Annotated in this window: 15 protein-coding genes; 3 read left to right on the top strand and 12 right to left on the bottom strand. The window is 65.2% G+C overall.

All coding sequences use genetic code 11. The annotated features are described in order from the left end of the window. Nucleotides 1–7: 7 nt before the first annotated feature. Together NFG57_RS02505 and NFG57_RS02500 are read right to left on the bottom strand one after the other, a co-directional pair. The gene (locus NFG57_RS02505) at nt 8–1942 is read right to left on the bottom strand and encodes a TonB-dependent receptor (RefSeq protein ID WP_222515704.1); all 1935 of its coding nucleotides are present in this window, start codon (nt 1940–1942) and stop codon (nt 8–10) included. Nucleotides 1943–2306: 364 nt separating this feature from the next. Beyond that, nucleotides 2307–3635, bottom strand: coding sequence for an outer membrane protein transport protein (locus tag NFG57_RS02500; RefSeq protein WP_308812410.1), 1329 nt, complete (start codon nt 3633–3635; stop codon nt 2307–2309). A 394-nt stretch (nt 3636–4029) separates the two neighbouring features. Between NFG57_RS02500 and NFG57_RS02495 the strand changes: the two genes are divergently transcribed. From NFG57_RS02495 to NFG57_RS02485, 3 genes are all read left to right on the top strand, one after another. After that, nucleotides 4030–4479 (top strand): MerR family transcriptional regulator, encoded by a 450-nt coding sequence (locus tag NFG57_RS02495; RefSeq protein WP_045991319.1) that lies wholly within the window; start codon nt 4030–4032, stop codon nt 4477–4479. Beyond that, nucleotides 4476–7157 (top strand): heavy metal translocating P-type ATPase, encoded by a 2682-nt coding sequence (locus tag NFG57_RS02490; protein WP_222515705.1) that lies wholly within the window; start codon nt 4476–4478, stop codon nt 7155–7157. Before NFG57_RS02495 ends, NFG57_RS02490 begins: the two co-directional genes overlap by 4 nt. 95 nt (nt 7158–7252) lie before the next feature. Beyond that, nucleotides 7253–7708, top strand: a complete 456-nt coding sequence (locus NFG57_RS02485) for a VOC family protein (RefSeq protein WP_222515706.1) — start codon at nt 7253–7255, stop codon at nt 7706–7708. 133 nt (nt 7709–7841) lie between these two features. Here the strand turns inward: NFG57_RS02485 and recJ are convergent, their stop codons facing one another. The 10 genes from recJ to rpsP all read right to left on the bottom strand — a co-directional run bounded on the left by recJ (nt 7842) and on the right by rpsP (nt 17422). Further along, on the bottom strand, nt 7842–9671 hold the full coding sequence (recJ, locus tag NFG57_RS02480) for a single-stranded-DNA-specific exonuclease RecJ (RefSeq protein ID WP_348815284.1): 1830 nt from the start codon (nt 9669–9671) through the stop codon (nt 7842–7844). 131 nt (nt 9672–9802) lie between these two features. Continuing rightward, a complete protein-coding gene (locus NFG57_RS02475) occupies nt 9803–10420 on the bottom strand; it encodes a glutathione S-transferase (RefSeq protein ID WP_045991326.1) in 618 nt (205 codons plus the stop codon). Nucleotides 10421–10540: 120 nt separating this feature from the next. Next, nucleotides 10541–11932 (bottom strand): threonine synthase, encoded by a 1392-nt coding sequence (gene thrC, locus NFG57_RS02470; protein ID WP_045991327.1) that lies wholly within the window; start codon nt 11930–11932, stop codon nt 10541–10543. 91 nt (nt 11933–12023) lie between these two features. Further along, nucleotides 12024–13340 carry a homoserine dehydrogenase gene (locus NFG57_RS02465; RefSeq protein ID WP_045991328.1) on the bottom strand — a complete coding sequence of 439 codons (1317 nt, stop codon included), beginning with the start codon at nt 13338–13340 and terminating at the stop codon, nt 12024–12026. A 104-nt stretch (nt 13341–13444) separates the two neighbouring features. After that, entirely contained in the window at nt 13445–14182 is a 738-nt protein-coding gene (locus tag NFG57_RS02460; protein ID WP_045991329.1) for a DsbC family protein, read from the bottom strand. Between the two features lie 3 nt (nt 14183–14185). Further along, the gene (xerD, locus tag NFG57_RS02455; RefSeq protein ID WP_239452500.1) at nt 14186–15082 is read right to left on the bottom strand and encodes a site-specific tyrosine recombinase XerD; all 897 of its coding nucleotides are present in this window, start codon (nt 15080–15082) and stop codon (nt 14186–14188) included. A gap of 155 nt (nt 15083–15237) precedes the next feature. Then, nucleotides 15238–15594: a 50S ribosomal protein L19 gene (gene rplS / locus NFG57_RS02450; protein ID WP_045991330.1), complete on the bottom strand. Its 357-nt coding sequence runs from the start codon at nt 15592–15594 to the stop codon at nt 15238–15240. A gap of 110 nt (nt 15595–15704) precedes the next feature. Next, a complete protein-coding gene (gene trmD / locus NFG57_RS02445) occupies nt 15705–16511 on the bottom strand; it encodes a tRNA (guanosine(37)-N1)-methyltransferase TrmD (RefSeq protein ID WP_213230526.1) in 807 nt (268 codons plus the stop codon). A gap of 42 nt (nt 16512–16553) precedes the next feature. Then, nucleotides 16554–17123 (bottom strand): ribosome maturation factor RimM, encoded by a 570-nt coding sequence (rimM, locus tag NFG57_RS02440; RefSeq protein WP_045991332.1) that lies wholly within the window; start codon nt 17121–17123, stop codon nt 16554–16556. A gap of 50 nt (nt 17124–17173) precedes the next feature. Beyond that, a complete protein-coding gene (gene rpsP / locus NFG57_RS02435; protein ID WP_045991333.1) occupies nt 17174–17422 on the bottom strand; it encodes a 30S ribosomal protein S16 in 249 nt (82 codons plus the stop codon). Nucleotides 17423–17508: the final 86 nt, after the last annotated feature.

The raw sequence follows: 17508 nt of genomic DNA, 5'->3' as shown, positions 1-17508 counted from the left end.
GCGCGCTTTAGAACTCCAGGTCGAGCCCGACCCAGTAGCGCCGTCCATCGTCCACATGACCGAAGTTATCGAACTCGATGTCCTTGTCGGTCAGATTGTAGATGCCGGAAAGCACACGGATCTGTCGTGTCGCCTGCCAGCTGAGCCCCGCGTCCCAGGTAGCGTAGGATGGGGCCCGGATGGAGGTGCTGCTGTTGCTTGAGAGGTTCACCGGCTGGCTTTCTTCGCCGCGGAAGGTAAAGCGCAGCCAGGGAACGAGGGCCTCGGTGGCCTGCCAGTTGACGGTGGTATTGAACAGGTGGCGAGGCACCTGGGTCAGCGGCTGACCCTCGTTGTCACCGCTCTTCTGTTCGGAATCGGTGTAGGTGTAGGAGGCCTGGGCCTGCCAGCGTTCGCCGATCGGCATCTGGACACCAGCCTCGATGCCCTTGGTGATGGCGTCATCGATATTGACGTTGGTGCGGGCGTCCGGGTCGCCGGCCGCCGCATCACCGCAGTCGCGATCGCCACAGGCGATGGTGGAGATCTTGTCATCGAAGTCGTTGTAGAACAGCGTCAGGCTGGCCTGAAGGCCGTTGGCGCCGTCATGGACCAGCCCCATCTCGTAGCTACGGGACTCTTCCGCGTCCAGATCCGGGTTGCCGTAGATATCGCCGCCCCGGCTCTCCTGGACCCAGTCGCCTGACAGCTCGCGCAGGTTGGGCGCGCGGAACCCGGTGGACATACCGCCCTTCAGGGTCCAGTCGGGCAGCAGGCTCCAGACACCGTAGAGTCTTGGGCTGTAGTGGTCGCCGAAGAACTCGTGATCGTCCATGCGCAGCCCGGCGGTCAACGAGAAGCTGTCGGTCAGATACCATTCGTCTTCGAGAAACAGCGCGTACTGGTAGACGGTGATCTCGTCGGTGCCTGCCAGGGCGTTGGTGGTGGTGTCCTCGAGTTTCTCGTCCTCCCAGGTGCCGCCGAAGGTCACGAAGTGGTCGCCCAGCGGCAGTACCCAGCGTGAATCCGCCACCGTATTGTGAATCTCGATATCGCGACCGACGTTGTCGGTTTCCTCCAGCTGCACGTAGGAATCCGAGGTCAGCAACCCCCAGTTGCCCTGGTGGGACAGCGCAACGGTCTTGTGTCGATTTTCGGTCTCGGCGTCGCTCGAACGCTCGGGCAGCGAGAATCCGGCACGACTGGTGCGATCCTGCTCTCGTCGACTGACATCAAGCGAAAGTGAGTGATCGGGCGTGGCCTCCAGCGACAGCCGCGCGGCCAGGTTGGAAAACTCGCGCTTGGCATAGCCGCGCTCGATCTTGTCCTCCTGGCGATGCTGGTACTGACCGGTCAGCTGCAACCCGAGGACGTCGTCGGCCAGCGGACCGGACACATACAGCTGATTGTTGAATTCGTTGCCGGAGTCACTGTCTTCCTGAATCGTCGCCTCGGTACGCAGTTGGGTGACCCAATCCTCCGCGACCTTGCGGGTGATGATGTTGATGACTCCACCGATGGCATCGGACCCGTACAGGGTCGACATGGGGCCGCGGATAACCTCGATACGCTCGATGGCGCTCAACGGTGGCAGCCAGTCCTTCTGGAAGCCGCCCCCGCCGCTCGGCTGGGATTCCCGCGAAGTCTGCCGGCGACCGTCTACCAGCCACAGGGTGTACTGCGCCGGCATGCCACGCAGGCTGACGTCTTCGCCATCGCCACCGCCGGTCACCACGACGCCGGGCACATCCTGTAGCGCATCGGTGATGTCCCGGTAGGCACGTTTTTCAAGCGATTCCCGGGTCACCACGCTGATCGAAGCCGGTGCCTCGGTCTGCGTCTGCTCATAGCCCGCAGCGGTAACGACGATATTGTCCAGGGCGAGATCCTGTTGCGCCTGAACAGACAGGGAAGCCGCCCCCAGGGGCAGAACAGACCAGCGAATCATCAAGCGAAGGGACATCCGGAGCACCAGGTTGTTGTATTGACCAAATACGATTGATTCGCAATGTTAACCAACCGGGATACGTCCAGACAGCGTTTAGCGATCAGAAAACCGGCAAACCGATGCAACGGGATGTTCGACAATAGTGGACTTCGCCGATTCGCGTGCTATCACCCTGACGGTGAAGCATCGCTGTTGTTACCCCCTGCCCTTCCAGAAAGGCCTCCACTTGCAACGCTGATATCTTCTCTTGGCATGGCTGGCTTCCACGAACGACAGCGCCCCCTCCTGGGAGGGGGCGCTGCGCAGGGTCTGACTATGTTCTAGCGGAAGCCAATATCGGTCGCCTGGACCGAGGTGGTGGCCGGTCAGAAGCGATAGGTCAGAAGCGATAGGTCAGCTGGGCACCGAAGGCCTGGGCGGTGTTTTCGAAGTCCGCCTCGTAGGTGCCGCGATTTTCCTCTTCCTGGGACAGCTCGGCGTCGGATTCGTGGATATAGGAGTAGGCCACGTCCACGGTCAGATCCGGGGTCGGGGTCCAGCCGGCACCCAGCGAGAAGATGATGCGATCATCAGACGGCACACGCACGCTGCGGTACTCGTCCTTGATCGGGGTCTCGTCGTAGGCGAGGCCAGTACGCAGCACCCACTGGGGGTTGAGCTGATAGGCGGTACCGATGGAGTACTGCCAGCTGTCCTCATAGTTCTGGGCCTCGACGATCTCGCGAACATCGTTCTCGACACGCAGCTCATCGAACTCGCTCCAGTTGGTCATGGCGGCGCCGGCCATCACCGTCCAGCGATCATTGAGCTCGTGGGTTACCGAGAAGTCCCACACCTCGGGCAGGGTGATCGACAGATCGGCGTCGACTTGCTGGCTCGCAGTGCCTACAGGGACTACGGGGCCGATACCAGCAACGACCGTCGGGTCACCCTGTCCACGTACATTGGTAAAGCGCGCCTTGCCTTCGAGGTCATACTCCACCTCAGAGTGGTAGGCGAAACCGAAGGTGGTGTGCTCCCAGGGCTTGTACATGGCGCCGAAGGTAAAGCCCCAGGCGTTATCGTCACCCTCGATGTCCACATCCCCTTCGCCTGCGACTCCGGTAGGAGTGAAGGCACCGGTTTGGTCAAAGAAGCCCACCGGGCCTCCCTGAGTATTGGCAGTCAGCTCACCATCGATCTGGTTGTAGGTCAGGCCAAAGCCGGCCGAGAACTGCTCGCTGAACTTCACCGAGATGGTCGGCTGAACGGTGACCACCTCGACCTTGCTGCGATCGCCGAAGAAACGGCCCTGGAACTGGCCTTCGTAGTCGGTGATCAGACCGAAGGGCGCGTAGACACCGAGGCCAAAGTGCAGGTTGTCGTTGATCGGCTGGACGTAGAAGCCGAAGGGAATAAAGGTGTCCGGCACCATATCGCCTTCGTTGGAGCCCGTGGCGCTGCCGTCGGCATTCTTGATGTCGGTGTCCACGGTCAGGAAGGCGGTACCGGCGGTGACCTGGGCACGATCGAGAAACGACATGCCGGCCGGGTTGCCGAACACGATGGTGGCGTCGGTCACGGTGGAGGCACGGCCCGCGTTGGAGGTGCCCTGGCCACTTACACCCTGCTCGTTGAGCTGAAAGGCGCCGGCCATCGCCTGGCCGGAAAGAGCAGCGGTGGCCACGGCAACCGCCAGGGTCAAAGGCTTGAAGTTGTTGTGCATCATGTCGGCGTCCTTATTATCAGCAAGCGTGTCGGCGTACTTGTTATGGCGTAGTGGTTATTGTGCAGTTGCGTCCGCACACTTGTCCGGGCGCAGTTCCTTTCGAGCACTCTTTGTAATTTGTTTGACCTGAATTGCTTGGCCCTGTCGACGGGCCTGCTCGCAGTGTTTGCGAAGGCGCCAAAGAGTTCAAGGCCAAACGTTCGTTTTAATGGCCAAATTACTCATACTTTGGTCAAAGAACATTTGCCAATTCAGTCATTTCAAAGACTTAGACAAGCTAAACAAAACGCTTCCTGCATACTTCAGGCGCCCTTGACCTTTGTGCAACACACAGGTTTTACACTATCCCCATCGTTCTCCCATGCGCAGCGCCGATGGGCGCCGAGGAGTGCACATGAAGGTCAGTGAACTGGCAAGAATCACCGGCGTGACCGCCGAGACGGTGCGCCACTACACCCGCGAGGGCCTGCTGGCGCCCGATCGAGACCCTGACAACGGCTATCACCTCTATGGCGACCGCGATCGCGAGCGTCTGGACTTTATCCAGCGCGCCCGAACCCTGGGATTCAGCCTGGCCGAGATTCGCGACATCCTGTCCCATGCCGATCAGGGGGATTCGCCCTGCCCCATGGTGCGCGACCTGCTGGCCGAACGGCTGCCGCAGATCCGCAGGCGCATCGCCGAGCTCGAGGCCCTGGCAGCGCGCATGGAAGACGCCATGCAGAGCTGGCAACACCTGCCCGACGGCGTGCCGGACGGACACAGCCTGTGCCGTCTGATCGAAAGCGTGCCGACGGCGTCCGTACCACAATCCGCCACTGCCAGACAGCGGGAGTCGTCATGAATCGCCTCGAGGAGCACCAATTTCAGGTGACCGGAATGTCCTGCCAGGGCTGCGTCGGGCGCATGCGCCGGGCCATCCAGGAGCACGACGCCGAAGCCCAGGTCGAAGGCGACCCCGGGAGCGGCACGCTGTCGGTTGCCTCATGCCTCGGCGCCGACGAATTAGCCGCCCTGCTGTCGCAAGCCGGCTACCCCACCGAGGCGAGTGCCACCGATGAGCAGATAGCCAGCGACAGCACGACCACGCCGCTAGCGCCCGCCGAGGCGCCATCGCCTCAGGAAGCGTCCTCAGCGTCGCCGCATAGAGAGACCTCAGCGTCGCTGCAAGAAGCGCCCTCAGCGCCTTCGCAGCGTCTGGCGATCCAGGGCATGACCTGCGCCGGCTGCGTGGCCAGTGTGCAAAAGGCGCTGGCCGCCACCTCAGGGGTCGAGCGCGCCGAGGTCAACTTCGCCTCCCATACCGCGCGGATCCACGGCGACGTCGACGCCGAGGCGCTGGTTCAAGCGGTGGAATCCGTGGGCTACGGCGCCGAACCCATCGTCGACCTGCGCCAGGCCGAACGCCAGCGTGCCGAACGCAACCAGCGCGAATACCGACGCAAGCTCAAGGGCAGCCTGGCCTCGCTGGCGCTGGCGGTTCCGCTGATGGTGATGATGCTGATCCATCACCCTGAGCCGACGGGTCTTGCCCGCCTTGGCTGGGGACTGGTGGGCCTGGCGACGCTGGCCGTGCTGGCGTTCCCGGGACGCGCCTTCTTCGTCGGCGCCTGGAAAGCGCTGCGTCACCACCAGGCCAACATGGATACCCTGATCGCACTGGGCACCGGCACCGCCTGGCTCTACTCCATGGCGGTGGTGGTGGCTGCCCCTTGGCTGCCACAGGCCGCCCGAGGGCTCTACTTCGAGGCCTCGAGCATGATCATCGGCCTGGTGTTGCTGGGCAAGGCGCTGGAACTGCGTGCCCAGGGCAGGACCTCGGACGCCCTGCATCGCCTGCTCGACCTGCAGAGCCAGAGCGCCCGAGTGGTACGTGAAGAGGGCGAGCTGGACCTGCCCATCGACGAGGTTCGCCAGGGCGATCTGATCCGGGTGCGGCCCGGCGAGCGCCTGCCCGTGGACGGTGAGGTAGTCGAAGGCGACAGCCATATCGACGAATCGATGCTCTCGGGTGAGCCCGCGCCGGTCGCCCGAGGCCCGGGCGACGAGGTCAGCGCCGGCACGGTCAACGGCCGGGGGTCGTTGGTGTTCCGCGCGACCCGCGTCGGTGCCGATACCCGACTGGGGCGCATCACCGAACAGGTAGCCAACGCCCAGGGCTCCAAGCCGCCCATCGGCAACCTGGCCGATCGCGTTTCGGCGGTGTTCGTGCCCAGTGTGATGATCATCGCCGTGCTCACCGCCCTGGCCTGGTACCACCTCGGCCCCGAGCCGCGGGTCATCCATATGCTGGTCACCGCCACCACGGTATTGATCATCGCCTGCCCCTGCGCACTGGGCCTGGCTACCCCGTTGTCGACCATGATCGGGGTGGGCAAGGCCGCCGAGCACGGCGTGCTGATACGCTCCGGCGAAGCGCTGCAGACCGCCAGTCGACTGACCACCCTGGTGGTGGACAAGACCGGCACCCTGACCGAGGGTCGCCCCCGGGTCACCGACTGCCGCTGGTTCGATGGCAAGGCCAGCACCAGCGACGACCGCACCCGGCTGCTGGGTCTGGTCGCGGCTATCGAGGCCCGTTCCGAACACCCCCTGGCCGAGGCCCTGGGCCGCTATACCCACGACCATGCCCATGCCGACGCCGGCACCAGCGACGAACCTGGCAACAACGCCTATAACATTTCTTCTACCACCAACAGCACCATCGAGGCCTTCGAAAGCCTGACCGGGCGCGGCGTGCGTGCCCGGGACGCCGAGGGACGCCGCCTGGCCATCGGCAATGCGGCGATGATGCAGGAAGAAGGCGTCACACTCGCTGACCATGAGCTCGACGACTGGCAGGCCCAGGCCCGCACCCTGGTCTATCTGTCGCTGGACGGCGTCCTGACGGCGGGCTTCGCCATCGAGGATCCGTTGCGCGAGGACAGCCTCGACGCGGTGGCGCGACTGCGGGCCGATGGCCTCAAGGTGGTGATGCTGACCGGCGACAATAGCGCCACCGCCCGCGCGATTGGGGAAGAGGTCGGCATCGATGAGGTCCACGCCGAACTGTCGCCGGAGGACAAGCACGCCGAGATCGAGCGCCTTCAGGCCGAGGGCGAAGTCGTCGGCATGGTGGGCGATGGCATCAACGACGCCCCCGCCCTGGCCCGGGCCGACGTCGGCTTCGCCATCGGCCAGGGCACCGACGTGGCCATCGAAAGCGCCGGGGTGACGCTGATGCGCTCATCGCTTCACGGCGTCGCCGCCGCCATCGAGATCAGTCAGGCGACCCTGGCCAATATCCGCCAGAACCTGTGGGGCGCACTGGGCTACAACGCCCTGTGCATCCCCATCGCGGCCGGCCTTTTCTACCCGCTCACCGGCACCCTGCTGTCACCGATGATCGCTGGCGCCGCCATGTCTGCCTCGTCGATCACCGTGGTGGCCAACGCCAACCGACTGCGACTCAAGCGCCTGCGCGCTGAAAGCGAGCGCACGTCGCAGGCCGCCACCCCGCCATCGCAGGAGGTGCTGTCATGAGTATCGTGGTGACCCTGACGGGACTGGGATTGATCGGCCTGATTGTGTGGTGGTTCTGGCTATCCTGAAGAGACCGCCACGCCAAGGAGCGCCCCATGAGCAAGCCTTCCGTGAGTGACCTGGATTCGAGCCCCAGCCCCCGCCTCAGGTCGGTGCTGGAAACCGCCCTGTACGTGGCCGACATGGCGCGGGCGCGAGCCTTCTTCGAGGAGGTGATGGGGCTTGCCCCCTTCAACGCCGACCATCGCTTCACCGCCTACCAGGTCGGCCCTTCGGTGCTGCTGCTGTTTCTCGAGGGCGAGACCCTGGAGACGGTGGTGCTGCCGGATGACATGGGCACCATCCCGCCCCACGACGGCCGCGGCTGGGTGCATATGGCTCTGGCCATCGACCGCGAGGAGCTCGGTGCCTGGGAGACGCGCCTCGGCGCCCACGGGGTCGAGATCGAGGGTCGTACCCACTGGCCCAAGGGCGGCGAGAGCCTGTACTTCCGCGACCCCGACGGCCACCTGCTGGAACTCGCCACCCCGGGCATCTGGCCGAACTATTGATAACAGCATCGACACTGTCGCGGGACGACTCGATCGGGCACGTCAGCCGAGCGGCCCCGTCGACAGGCCCAGTCGACGGGCTGGGTCGATGGGCTTATTCGACGGGCCTAGTCGACGGGCTTATTCGACGGGCTTATTCGATGGGCTCTGCGTGCTCCACCATCAGCTGCAGCGACTCACGTCCGCGGAAGCGGTTGCGATTGAGCTTGTAGGCGCAGTGCAGGGTGGCGCCCACGTCGAAGTCCGGCAACTGGCCGGGGGTCAGGCAGCGAAACCAGATGGCCTTCAGGGTCAGTCCGCGACAGGACAGCTCCAGGGTCAGGTGACTGCCGTCACCCACCGGCTTGAGCCGCTCCACCAGAAAGCGCCCCTCGAACAGCGGCGCCTCGAACTCGCGGCCGAAGGGGCCAAGGCCCTCGATCTCGGCCAGGGTCTCGAGGCTTAGCTGATGCTCGCCGAGTTCACCGTCGGTGTAGAGCCTGGGCACCAGTTCCAGATCGCCGAGCTGTTCGCTGACCGCGGTGATCAGCGCCTGGCGGAAGTCGTCGAGACGTTCCTGTACCACGCCGACGCCGGCGGCGCCCCGGTGGCCGCCGAAACGCGTAAGCGCCTCGGGGGCCAGGTCGTGGGCGCGCTGCAGAGCATCGCGCAGGTGCAGCGCCTCCACCGAGCGTCCGGAGCCGGTCAGCATGCCGGCCTCTGCGGCGGGGGTCAGCACCAGGGTCGGCCGTCCGTAGGCCTGCACCAGGCGCGAGGCGACGATGCCCTGAACCCCCGGATGGCCGTTCTCCAGATAGACGATGACCACCGGCTCGTCGGCGTCCAGCGCCCGGCGGGCCAGCAGCCTGGCCTCGGCGACCATGTCGGCTTCGATGGCCTTGCGCGACTGGTTGTCGGCGTCCAGGGTCTCCAGGTGACGCCGCGCCACCCCGTCATCCCCGGCGAGCATGAAGTGAAGCGCCGCGTAGGGATCGTCGAGACGCGAACGGGCGTTGATTCTCGGCCCCATCTGGAAGCCCAGGGTCTCGGCGTCGAAGGGCACGCTGTCGGCGCCCAGGCGCTCCGCCATTACCCGCCAGCAGGGCTCGCCCATGCGATTGATCAGCGCCAGACCGTGGCGCACCACCGCCCGGTTGATGGCGCTGCCACCCAGTGACACACAGTCGGCCACGGTGCCCAGCGCCACGTAGGACAGCCAGGGCGAGAGCTTGGGCGTGGACGGCGACAGTACCGCCTGTTCGATCAGTACCTGGCGGGTCAGCGACATCAACAGCCAGGCCACCATGCAGCCGGCGATGGTGGCGTCCGGGTAGTCGCAGTCGGCTCGGGTCGGATTGACCGTGGCATAGGCCGAGGGCGGCGGCCCTTCCTGGGGCAGAGCGTGGTGATCGCTGACCACCACGTCGATTCCCGCCGCCTTGAGCCTGGCGATACGCGCCTCGTCGCTGCTGCCGCAGTCGGCGGTAATCACCAGGCTGGGCCGCGGGGTCAGCTTCAGGGTGCGCTCCACCAGCGGCAGGCTGATGCCATAGCCGTCATGAATACGGTGACCGATCAGACTGTGCAGACGTGACTCTGGCACCCCGAACAGTTCGTTCAGGGTGCGCCGGATCACCACGTGGGAGGTGATGCCGTCCACGTCGTAATCGGTGAGGATGCCGATGTGCTCGCCCTCGGCCACCGCCTGGGCGATGCGCTCGGCCGCTCTCGGCGCATCGGCCAGACGCTCGGGATGGACCAGATGACGTAGACTCGGGTCGACCAGCGGGCCGAGTTCGCCCTGGTAGTCGGGCAGGCGTCCGGCCAGCAGCCGGGCCTGAAGCTCCGACAGCCCGGCCTCGAGTCCCTGCCGATACAGCCTTTCGTTGCGAGGACGCGGTTCGATACGCGGACGCGGTTCGATACGCGGACGCGGCTCGGCATGCTCGCTCGAGCCGGTATTTGCCGGAGAAGAGTGGGACATCGGATTCTCTGGAAGGTTGAAGCGAGGCTGGCGCAGGAGGGTGTCGGGAACCGAGAAGGTCGGCGCAGATGGCGTGCTGACCGCCACCTGCGCCGACGCGATACCGGCGCGTCCAACGCAGCTGGATCGACTTAACTGATCGGCAGCATCACGTGTTCGCGATAGGCGCTGCGCTGGGTCAGCTTCTCGTACCAGGCCTCGAGGTTCGGCAGGCTCGGGCGCTCGATATCCAGGGCGAACCACAGGTAGACGTAGGCCCCCAGCGGAATATCACCGATGCCGAATTCCTCGCCGGACAGCCAGGGCTGGCGGGCCAGCGCACCGTCGGCGATACGCAGGCTCTTCTCGAACCCGGCCAGGCCACGCTCGATGGCCGCATCGTCGCGGGTCTCGGGGGTGCCGCGCACCAGGTTCATGATCAGATCCCGATAGGGGCCCGCCAGACTGCCAAGCGCCCAGTCCATCCACATGCTGCAGCGCGCCCTGGCGCCGGCAGAGTCGGTCGCGAGCCGACCGTCACCGTGCACATCGGCCAGATAGCGGACGATGGTGTGGGATTCCCACAGCACCAGGTCGCCGTCCTCGAGACAGGGAATCAGGCCGTTGGGATTCTTGGCCAGGAATTCCGGCGTATCGAGCCCACCGAAGGGCCCTCCCAGATCGACCCGTTCGAGGTCGATCCCCAGCTCGATGGCACACCAGACGGGCTTCTTGACGTTGACCGAGTTGTTGCGTCCCCACAGCTTCATGGAAGTCTCCCTGTCGGGATGCCCGGCAGCGGGCACCCTTGGCAAAAACCGATGGATAAGAACCGATTGGCACAAAACCGAGCCGAACGCCGCAAGGCGCTCGGCCCCATGCCGAAGGCCTCAGCGACGACGATGTTCGGCGACGAAGGCCTGTACCGCTTCGAGTCTAGCCGGCAGCACCTCGTAGCGTTCCTCGCGCTCGAGCAGATCGTCCATATGTGGCGGTAGCGGCACACCCGGGAAGCCGGCCTTGACCACCGCCTCGGCAAACTTGGCCGGGTGGGCGGTGGCCAGGGTGATCATCGGCGTAGAGGCGTCCCTGCGCTCGCGCTCGGCGGCACGATAGCCGGTCGCGGTGTGGGGATCGAGGATCTCCTGGGTGCGGTGGTGGGCCTCGCGGATCACCTCGAGGATGGTGTCGTCATCCACGCTGTGGCTCGAGAAGACCTCGCGCAGCCGGCCCAGCGGGGCTTCGGCCAGCACCGTCGGCTCGTTCTGGAAGCGCCCGAGCAGCTCGTCCACGGCGCCGCCGTCGCGGTCGTAGGCTTCGAACAGCAGACGTTCGAAGTTGGACGACACCACGATGTCCATGGACGGCGCCAGGGTGGCCAGCAGTTCCTGCTTGGAGAAGTCGTTGTCGGCCAGGGTACGGTGGAGGATATCGTTGGCGTTGGTGGCGACGATGAACTGCTTCACCGGCAGCCCCATGCGGTAGGCCACGTAGCCGGCGAAGACGTTGCCGAAGTTGGCCGAGGGCACGCAGAAGCTGACCTGACGCTGGGGCGCACCCACCGCCACGGCGGAGGCCACGTAGTAGACCACCTGGGCCATGATCCGCGCCCAGTTGATCGAATTCACCGCCACCAGCCGAGCCCCATCGAGGAAGCTCTGGTCGGCGAAGCTGGCCTTGACCATGGCCTGGGCGTCGTCGAAGTTGCCTTCGATGGCGACGTTGAAGACGTTGTCGGCCAGTACCGTGGTCATCTGCCGGCGCTGTACCTCGGACACCCGGTTGTGGGGGTGCAGGATAAAGATGTCGAGGTTGTCACAGTGACGACAGCCCTCGATCGCCGCCGAGCCGGTGTCGCCGGACGTGGCGCCCATGATCACCGCGCGCTCGCCACGCTTCTTGAGGAAGTGATCGAGGATACGTCCGAGCAGCTGCAGGGCCACGTCCTTGAACGCCAGGGTCGGACCGTGGAACAGCTCGAGCAGGAAGTGGTTGGCGTCGAGCTGATTGAGCGGCACCACGGCGTCGTGACTGAAGGTCGCGTAGGCGTCCTTGACCAGGCCACGGAAGGTGTCGTCGTCGATCTCGCCACCGACGAAGGGCTTCATCACCCGAAAGGCGATCTCGGCGTAGGACAGCCCGGCCATGTCGGCCAGGTCGTCGGCGCTCAGGTGAGGGAAGTCCTCGGGAACGTAGAGGCCACCGTCGGCGGCCATGCCGGTAAGGACGACTTCTTCGAAGGACAGCGCGGGCGCCTGCCCGCGGGTGCTGATATAGCGCATCTTGTGATTCCTTGCCGCCGCCCGGGGCGCGGCCTGAGATTCCAGCGAAGCGCCCGCGAAAGCGAGCCTGGGCCCGCTCCCGCAGGCATCATCAGTCCTGCTCGTCGAGGCTCTCGACGCGAATGCGGGTCACCGAGCCGGCGATGTCGGCCAGGGACTCGATGCGGCGAATGGCCTCGTTCATGTGCTTCTCGAGGGTACGGTGGGTCAGCAGGATGATCGGCACCAGTTCGCCCTCGGTGGCCTCCTTCTGGATCAGCGCCTCGATGGAGATACCCTCCTCGGAGAGGATGGTCGCCACCCGCGCCAGCACGCCGGGGCGGTCCACCGCCAGCAGGCGCAGGTAGTAGGCCGTGGTGATGTCTTCCATGGGCATGATCGGCAGCTCGTCACAGTCATCGGTGACGCCGCAGAAGGCCAGATAAGGCGTGCGATAGCGATGCTCGGTGGAGATGTCGCGGGCCACGTCGAGCAGGTCGGCGACCACCGCCGAGGCGGTGGGCTCGTCACCGGCGCCGGCACCGTAGTAGAGGGTCGGACCGACGGCGTCACCCATCACGGCGATGGCGTTCTTGACCCCGTGGACGCTGGCCAGGAGCCGCTCCTTGGGAATCAGCGTCGGATGGACGCGCAGTTCGAGGCCGTCACCGGTGCGCTTGGAGATGCCCAGGTGCTTGATGATGTAGCCCAGGTTGTCGGCCTGCTCGACGTCCTCCGCGGTGACCCGAGAGATACCCTCGGTGTAGGCCTTCTCGAACTGCAGCGGCACACCGTAGGCGATGGACGCCAGGATGGTCAGCTTGTGGGCGGCGTCGATGCCTTCCACGTCGAAGGTCGGATCGGCCTCGGCGTAGCCCAGCGCCTGGGCCTCGGCGAGCACGTCCTCGAACGCCCGGCCCTCGTCGCGCATATGGGTCAGGATGTAGTTGCCGGTACCGTTGATGATACCCGCCACCCAGCTGATGCGGTTGGCACCCAGGCCCTCGCGCAGCGACTTGATTACCGGGATACCGCCGGCCACGGCGGCCTCGAAGGCCACGATCACGCCCTTTTCATGGGCCGCCTTGAAGATCTCGTTGCCGTGCACCGCGATCAGCGCCTTGTTGGCGGTGACCACGTGCTTGCCATTCTCGATGGCCATCATCACCAGCTCGCGGGCCACGTCGTAGCCGCCGATCAGCTCCACCACCACGTCGATGTCGGGGTTGGTCGCCACCTCGAAGACGTCCTTGGTGGTACGAATACCGGTAAGGTCACAGGCGGGATTGATGCTGCGATGGGCGACCTGCTCGATCACCAGCGGGCGACCGGCACGCCGAGCGATCTCGTCGGCGTTGCGCGTCAGTACATTGAAGGTGCCGCCACCGACGGTACCCAGCCCACAGATTCCCACTCTCACCGGTTTCAATGTCATTCTCCCTTCTCGACCGTCGCCGCAAGCGACGGCTGTGTCAGCGATTTGGCGAGGCCCGAGTCTGGCTCGAGCCTTCTCGATTGTGTTGTCAGACGGGCTCAGCCGTCGATGCCGAGGCGCTCGGCCAGCCGTTCGGCGGGCACATAGCCCGGGACCATGGTGCCGTCGGGCAGGATGATCGCCGGCGTGCCCTGCACGCCCAGCTCCAGCCCCAGATGATACTGCCGCTCCACCGGATTGTCGCAGCTTGTGGCGCCGCTCGGAACCTCTCCACTCTTGGCGGCGGTCATCGCCTCGCTGGTATTGTCGGCGCACCACACCTGTTCGAGCTGGCGGGCGCCTTCGCTCTGCATGCCGCCACGCGGGAAGGCCAGGTAGTTGACCTGGATGCCCAGCTCGTTGAGGCGCGGCACTTCCTCGTGCAGCTTGCGGCAGTAAGGACAGGTGGTATCGGTGAAGACGTGGATGGTGGCCTTGGGCTCATCGACCCCGCGATAGACGATCTGCTCGGACTCGTCGATGGCCGCCACGCGGCTGGCGCGGCTGGCGTTGCGGCTCTGCTCGGACAGGTTGACCAGGCCGTCCTCGGCGTTCTGGTACAGATCCCCCACCAGGAAGTGGCTGCCGCTCTCGTTGGTGTAAAAGGACTCCCCGGTCTCCAGACGCACCTCGTAGATGCCGTCCATGGGGGTATCCAGCACCTGACTCACCGGCATCTTCTGGCCGTTCACCTCAAGCTCGTTGAGCGCGGCGGGGGGGGCCGCCAGCGCACCGCTGGTCCACAGGGCAGCGGTGAGCAGAGCGGGCAGGGAAAGCACGAACAGAGGGCGTTTCATGGGTCAGCCTCGAGGATGATGGTCGGCGTGCAGGGCTTCCAGTCGCGCCTGCGCCACATGGGTGTAGATCTGGGTCGTCGACAGGTCCGAGTGCCCCAGCAGCATCTGTACGACACGCAGATTGGCCCCATGATTCAACAGATGGGTGGCAAAGGCGTGCCTCAGGGTGTGTGGCGACAGCGGACGATCGATGCCTGCCACACTGGCGTAGTGCTTGATTCGGTGCCAGAAGGTCTGGCGGGTCATGGCGCCGTCGCCCCGTCCGGGGAACAGCGCCGGACGCTGGATATCGCTCATCAGCTCGCTACGCCCCTGGCGCAGGTAGCGCTCGAGCCAGTGGCCGGCTTCCTCGCCCAGCGGCACCAGACGGTCCTTCTGCCCCTTGCCGCGCACCCGCACCACGCCCTGACGCAGATTGACCGCATCGGTGGTCAGACCGACCAGTTCGCTGACGCGAAGCCCTGCGCCATACAGCACCTCGAGCATGGCGCGATCGCGCAGTCCCAGGGCGGTGGACAGGTCCGGCGCATTCAGCAGGCGCTCGACCTCGTCCTCGTCCAGGGTGTCCGGCAACGATGGCCGCACCCGCGGCAGGCGCACCCGGGCCAGCGGATCCGCTTCGATCATCCCTTCGGCCAGGGCCCAGCGGTAGAAGCGCCTGAGACTCGACAGCAGCCGGGCATTGCTGGTGAGCTTGTAGCCCTGCTCGCGACGCGAGTCCAGCCAGTCCGGCAAGGTCCGCTCACCCGGCGTGAGCAACGCGCACGACTGACCTGAAAGCCAGTTGGCCCAGGCCTCCAGATCGTGGCGATAGGCGCTCAGGGTATGGTCGCTGACGCCCTGCTCGAGCCATAGCTGGTCGAGGAAGCGGTCGATTGTCTGACGATCGCCGGCGCTCAAGCAACACCTCCTGGGCTCTGGTGGCTAGCCATCGAGGGCACTGGTGAAGCACGAGAGGGCCCCCAATGCACCGACACCCCGCCCCACGAAGGTGGTGACGGGGTGTCGGGCGAGGGAGGCAGGGCCTCCCTCGGACTGGCAGACGCTTACGCGTCTTAGGCCAGCTTTTCCTTGATCCGTGCAGACTTGCCGCTACGCTCACGGAGGTAGTACAGCTTGGCCTGGCGCACGTCACCGCGACGCTTGACGCTGATGGAGTCGACCAGCGGGCTGTAGGTCTGGAAGGTACGCTCGACGCCGACGCCGTGGGAGATCTTGCGCACGGTGAAAGCGGAGTTCAGACCGCGGTTACGCTTGCCGATGACCACGCCTTCGAAGGCCTGGAGACGCTCGCGGTTGCCTTCCTTGACCTTGACCTGAACGACGATGGTGTCGCCCGGTGCAAAGTCCGGCACCTGCTTGCTCATCTGCTCGGCTTCGAGCGCCTGGATCACCTTGTTCTTGCTGCTCATTTGACTCACTCCTGAAATCGTTGTGATCCATCGATCGGTCGTGGGTGCCGATGGATCGTGATCCCGGCCCTCGAAGCTCGAGCGCGCGGGTCGTTGATGACGCAGGTCCGTCAGCGGCGACTGGCCGCCTCGTCGGAATCCCGACGTTCGTCCTGCACCTCCGCCTTGTCGGCGTGTTCGTCGATGAACTCGTTCAACAGCCGCTTCTGCTCCTTCGACAGCTGCCTGCCCTCGAGCAGGTCGGGCCGCCGTTGCCAGGTACGCCCCAGGGACTGTTTCATCCGCCACTGACGGATCTGTCCGTGGTGACCGCTGAGCAGCACGTCCGGCACCTTGCGACCGTCGATTTCCTCCGGGCGCGTATAGTGCGGACAGTCCAGCAGACCGTCGTTGAAGGAGTCCTCGACCGCGGAATCCTGATGCCCCAGTACACCGGGCACCAGCCTTGCCGCCGTATCGATCAGCACCATGGCGGGCAGCTCTCCCCCGCTCAGGACATAGTCGCCGATCGACCACTCCTCATCGATGTCCGCTTCGACCACGCGTTCATCGATGCCTTCGTAACGCCCCGCCACCACCACCAGGGGCGGTCCGGACGCCAGTTCCCGCGCGCCCTGCTGATCCAGTCTGCGCCCCTGGGGCGACAGGTAGATCACCTTGGGACGCTCGCCGGTGGCCGCCAGGGCCCGGCTGCGGGCGTCGTGGATGGCACTTCTCAGGGTGTCGACCTTCATCAGCATGCCGGGACCACCGCCATAGGGGCGATCATCCACGGTGCGATGGCGGTCGGTGGCGTAGTCCCGGGGGTTCCAGAACTCCAGCGTCACCTGGCCCTTGTCGACGGCCCTGCCGGTCACGCCGTGACGAGTAATCGCCTCGAACATTTCCGGAAACAGTGACACCACCCCTATCCACACGTTATCGATCTCCTGTCGACGCGGTTTTCGAACGCACTGCGCTCAAAACTCCGGGTCCCAGTCGACCAGCATCTCTCCTGCCTCGAGATCGACGCGCTTGACCACGTCATCGGGCAGGTAGGGAAGCAGACGTTCGCGATCGTCCGGGGCGTCGCCGCCCTTCACGACCATGACGTCGTTGGCACCGGTCTCGAACAGGTAGGCCAGGCGTCCCAGAGACACCCCTTCCAGCGTGACGACCCTGAGGCCTTCCAACTGGTGCCAGTAGTACTCTTCACTGTCGAGTTCGGGCAAGTCTTGCTTGGCCAGCAGGATGTCCGCTCCGGCCAGACTCTCGGCGCGGTCACGGTCATCGACACCGTCCAGTTGGGCGACCAGGCCCTGTCCCTGCTTGCGCCCCTGCTTGAGGCGATGGCGCGAAATCTGTCCGTCGTGACGGACCACCCATTCGGCATAGTCGAGAATGCCTTCCATGGGTGAGGTGTAGGAATACACCTTCAGCCAGCCCTTGATGCCGTAAGGACTGGTCAGCTTGCCCAGCACGACGTAATCGTCGCTGTGGCGATCGTCTTGCGCTTGGCGCTGCGCGCTAGGGCGTTGTGGCGATGCCATCTGGGTCAAACCTCTTTCACACCGGGACATTCACAGGCAAGGCTTGCGCCTCAGGCCTGCTTACGAGCTTCCTTGACCAGCTCGGCGACGCGGTCAGACAGCTGCGCGCCGTGGGACTGCCAGTGGGCGATGCGGTCGAGGTCGATGCGCAGACGCTCTTCCTGGCCACGGGCCACCGGGTTGAAGAAGCCCAGACGCTCGATGAAGCGGCCGTCGCGGGCGTTGCGGGAATCGGTCACGGCGAGGTGGTAGAAGGGACGCTTCTTGGCGCCACCACGTGCCAGACGAATGGTAACCATACGTTGACTGTCCTTCGGTTGGGATTTCAGATAACGGCGACGGCCAGGCCAGCCACCGGTGTTTCGCTCACGACGAGGGCCGCGCC

The sequence above is a fragment of the Halomonas sp. H10-59 genome (assembly GCF_040070555.1).
In the GTDB taxonomy this organism is placed as follows: domain Bacteria; phylum Pseudomonadota; class Gammaproteobacteria; order Pseudomonadales; family Halomonadaceae; genus Halomonas; species Halomonas litopenaei.
The sequence above is the reverse complement of the archived record's forward strand: the minus strand, read 5'-3'. Positions and strand labels throughout refer to the sequence as shown.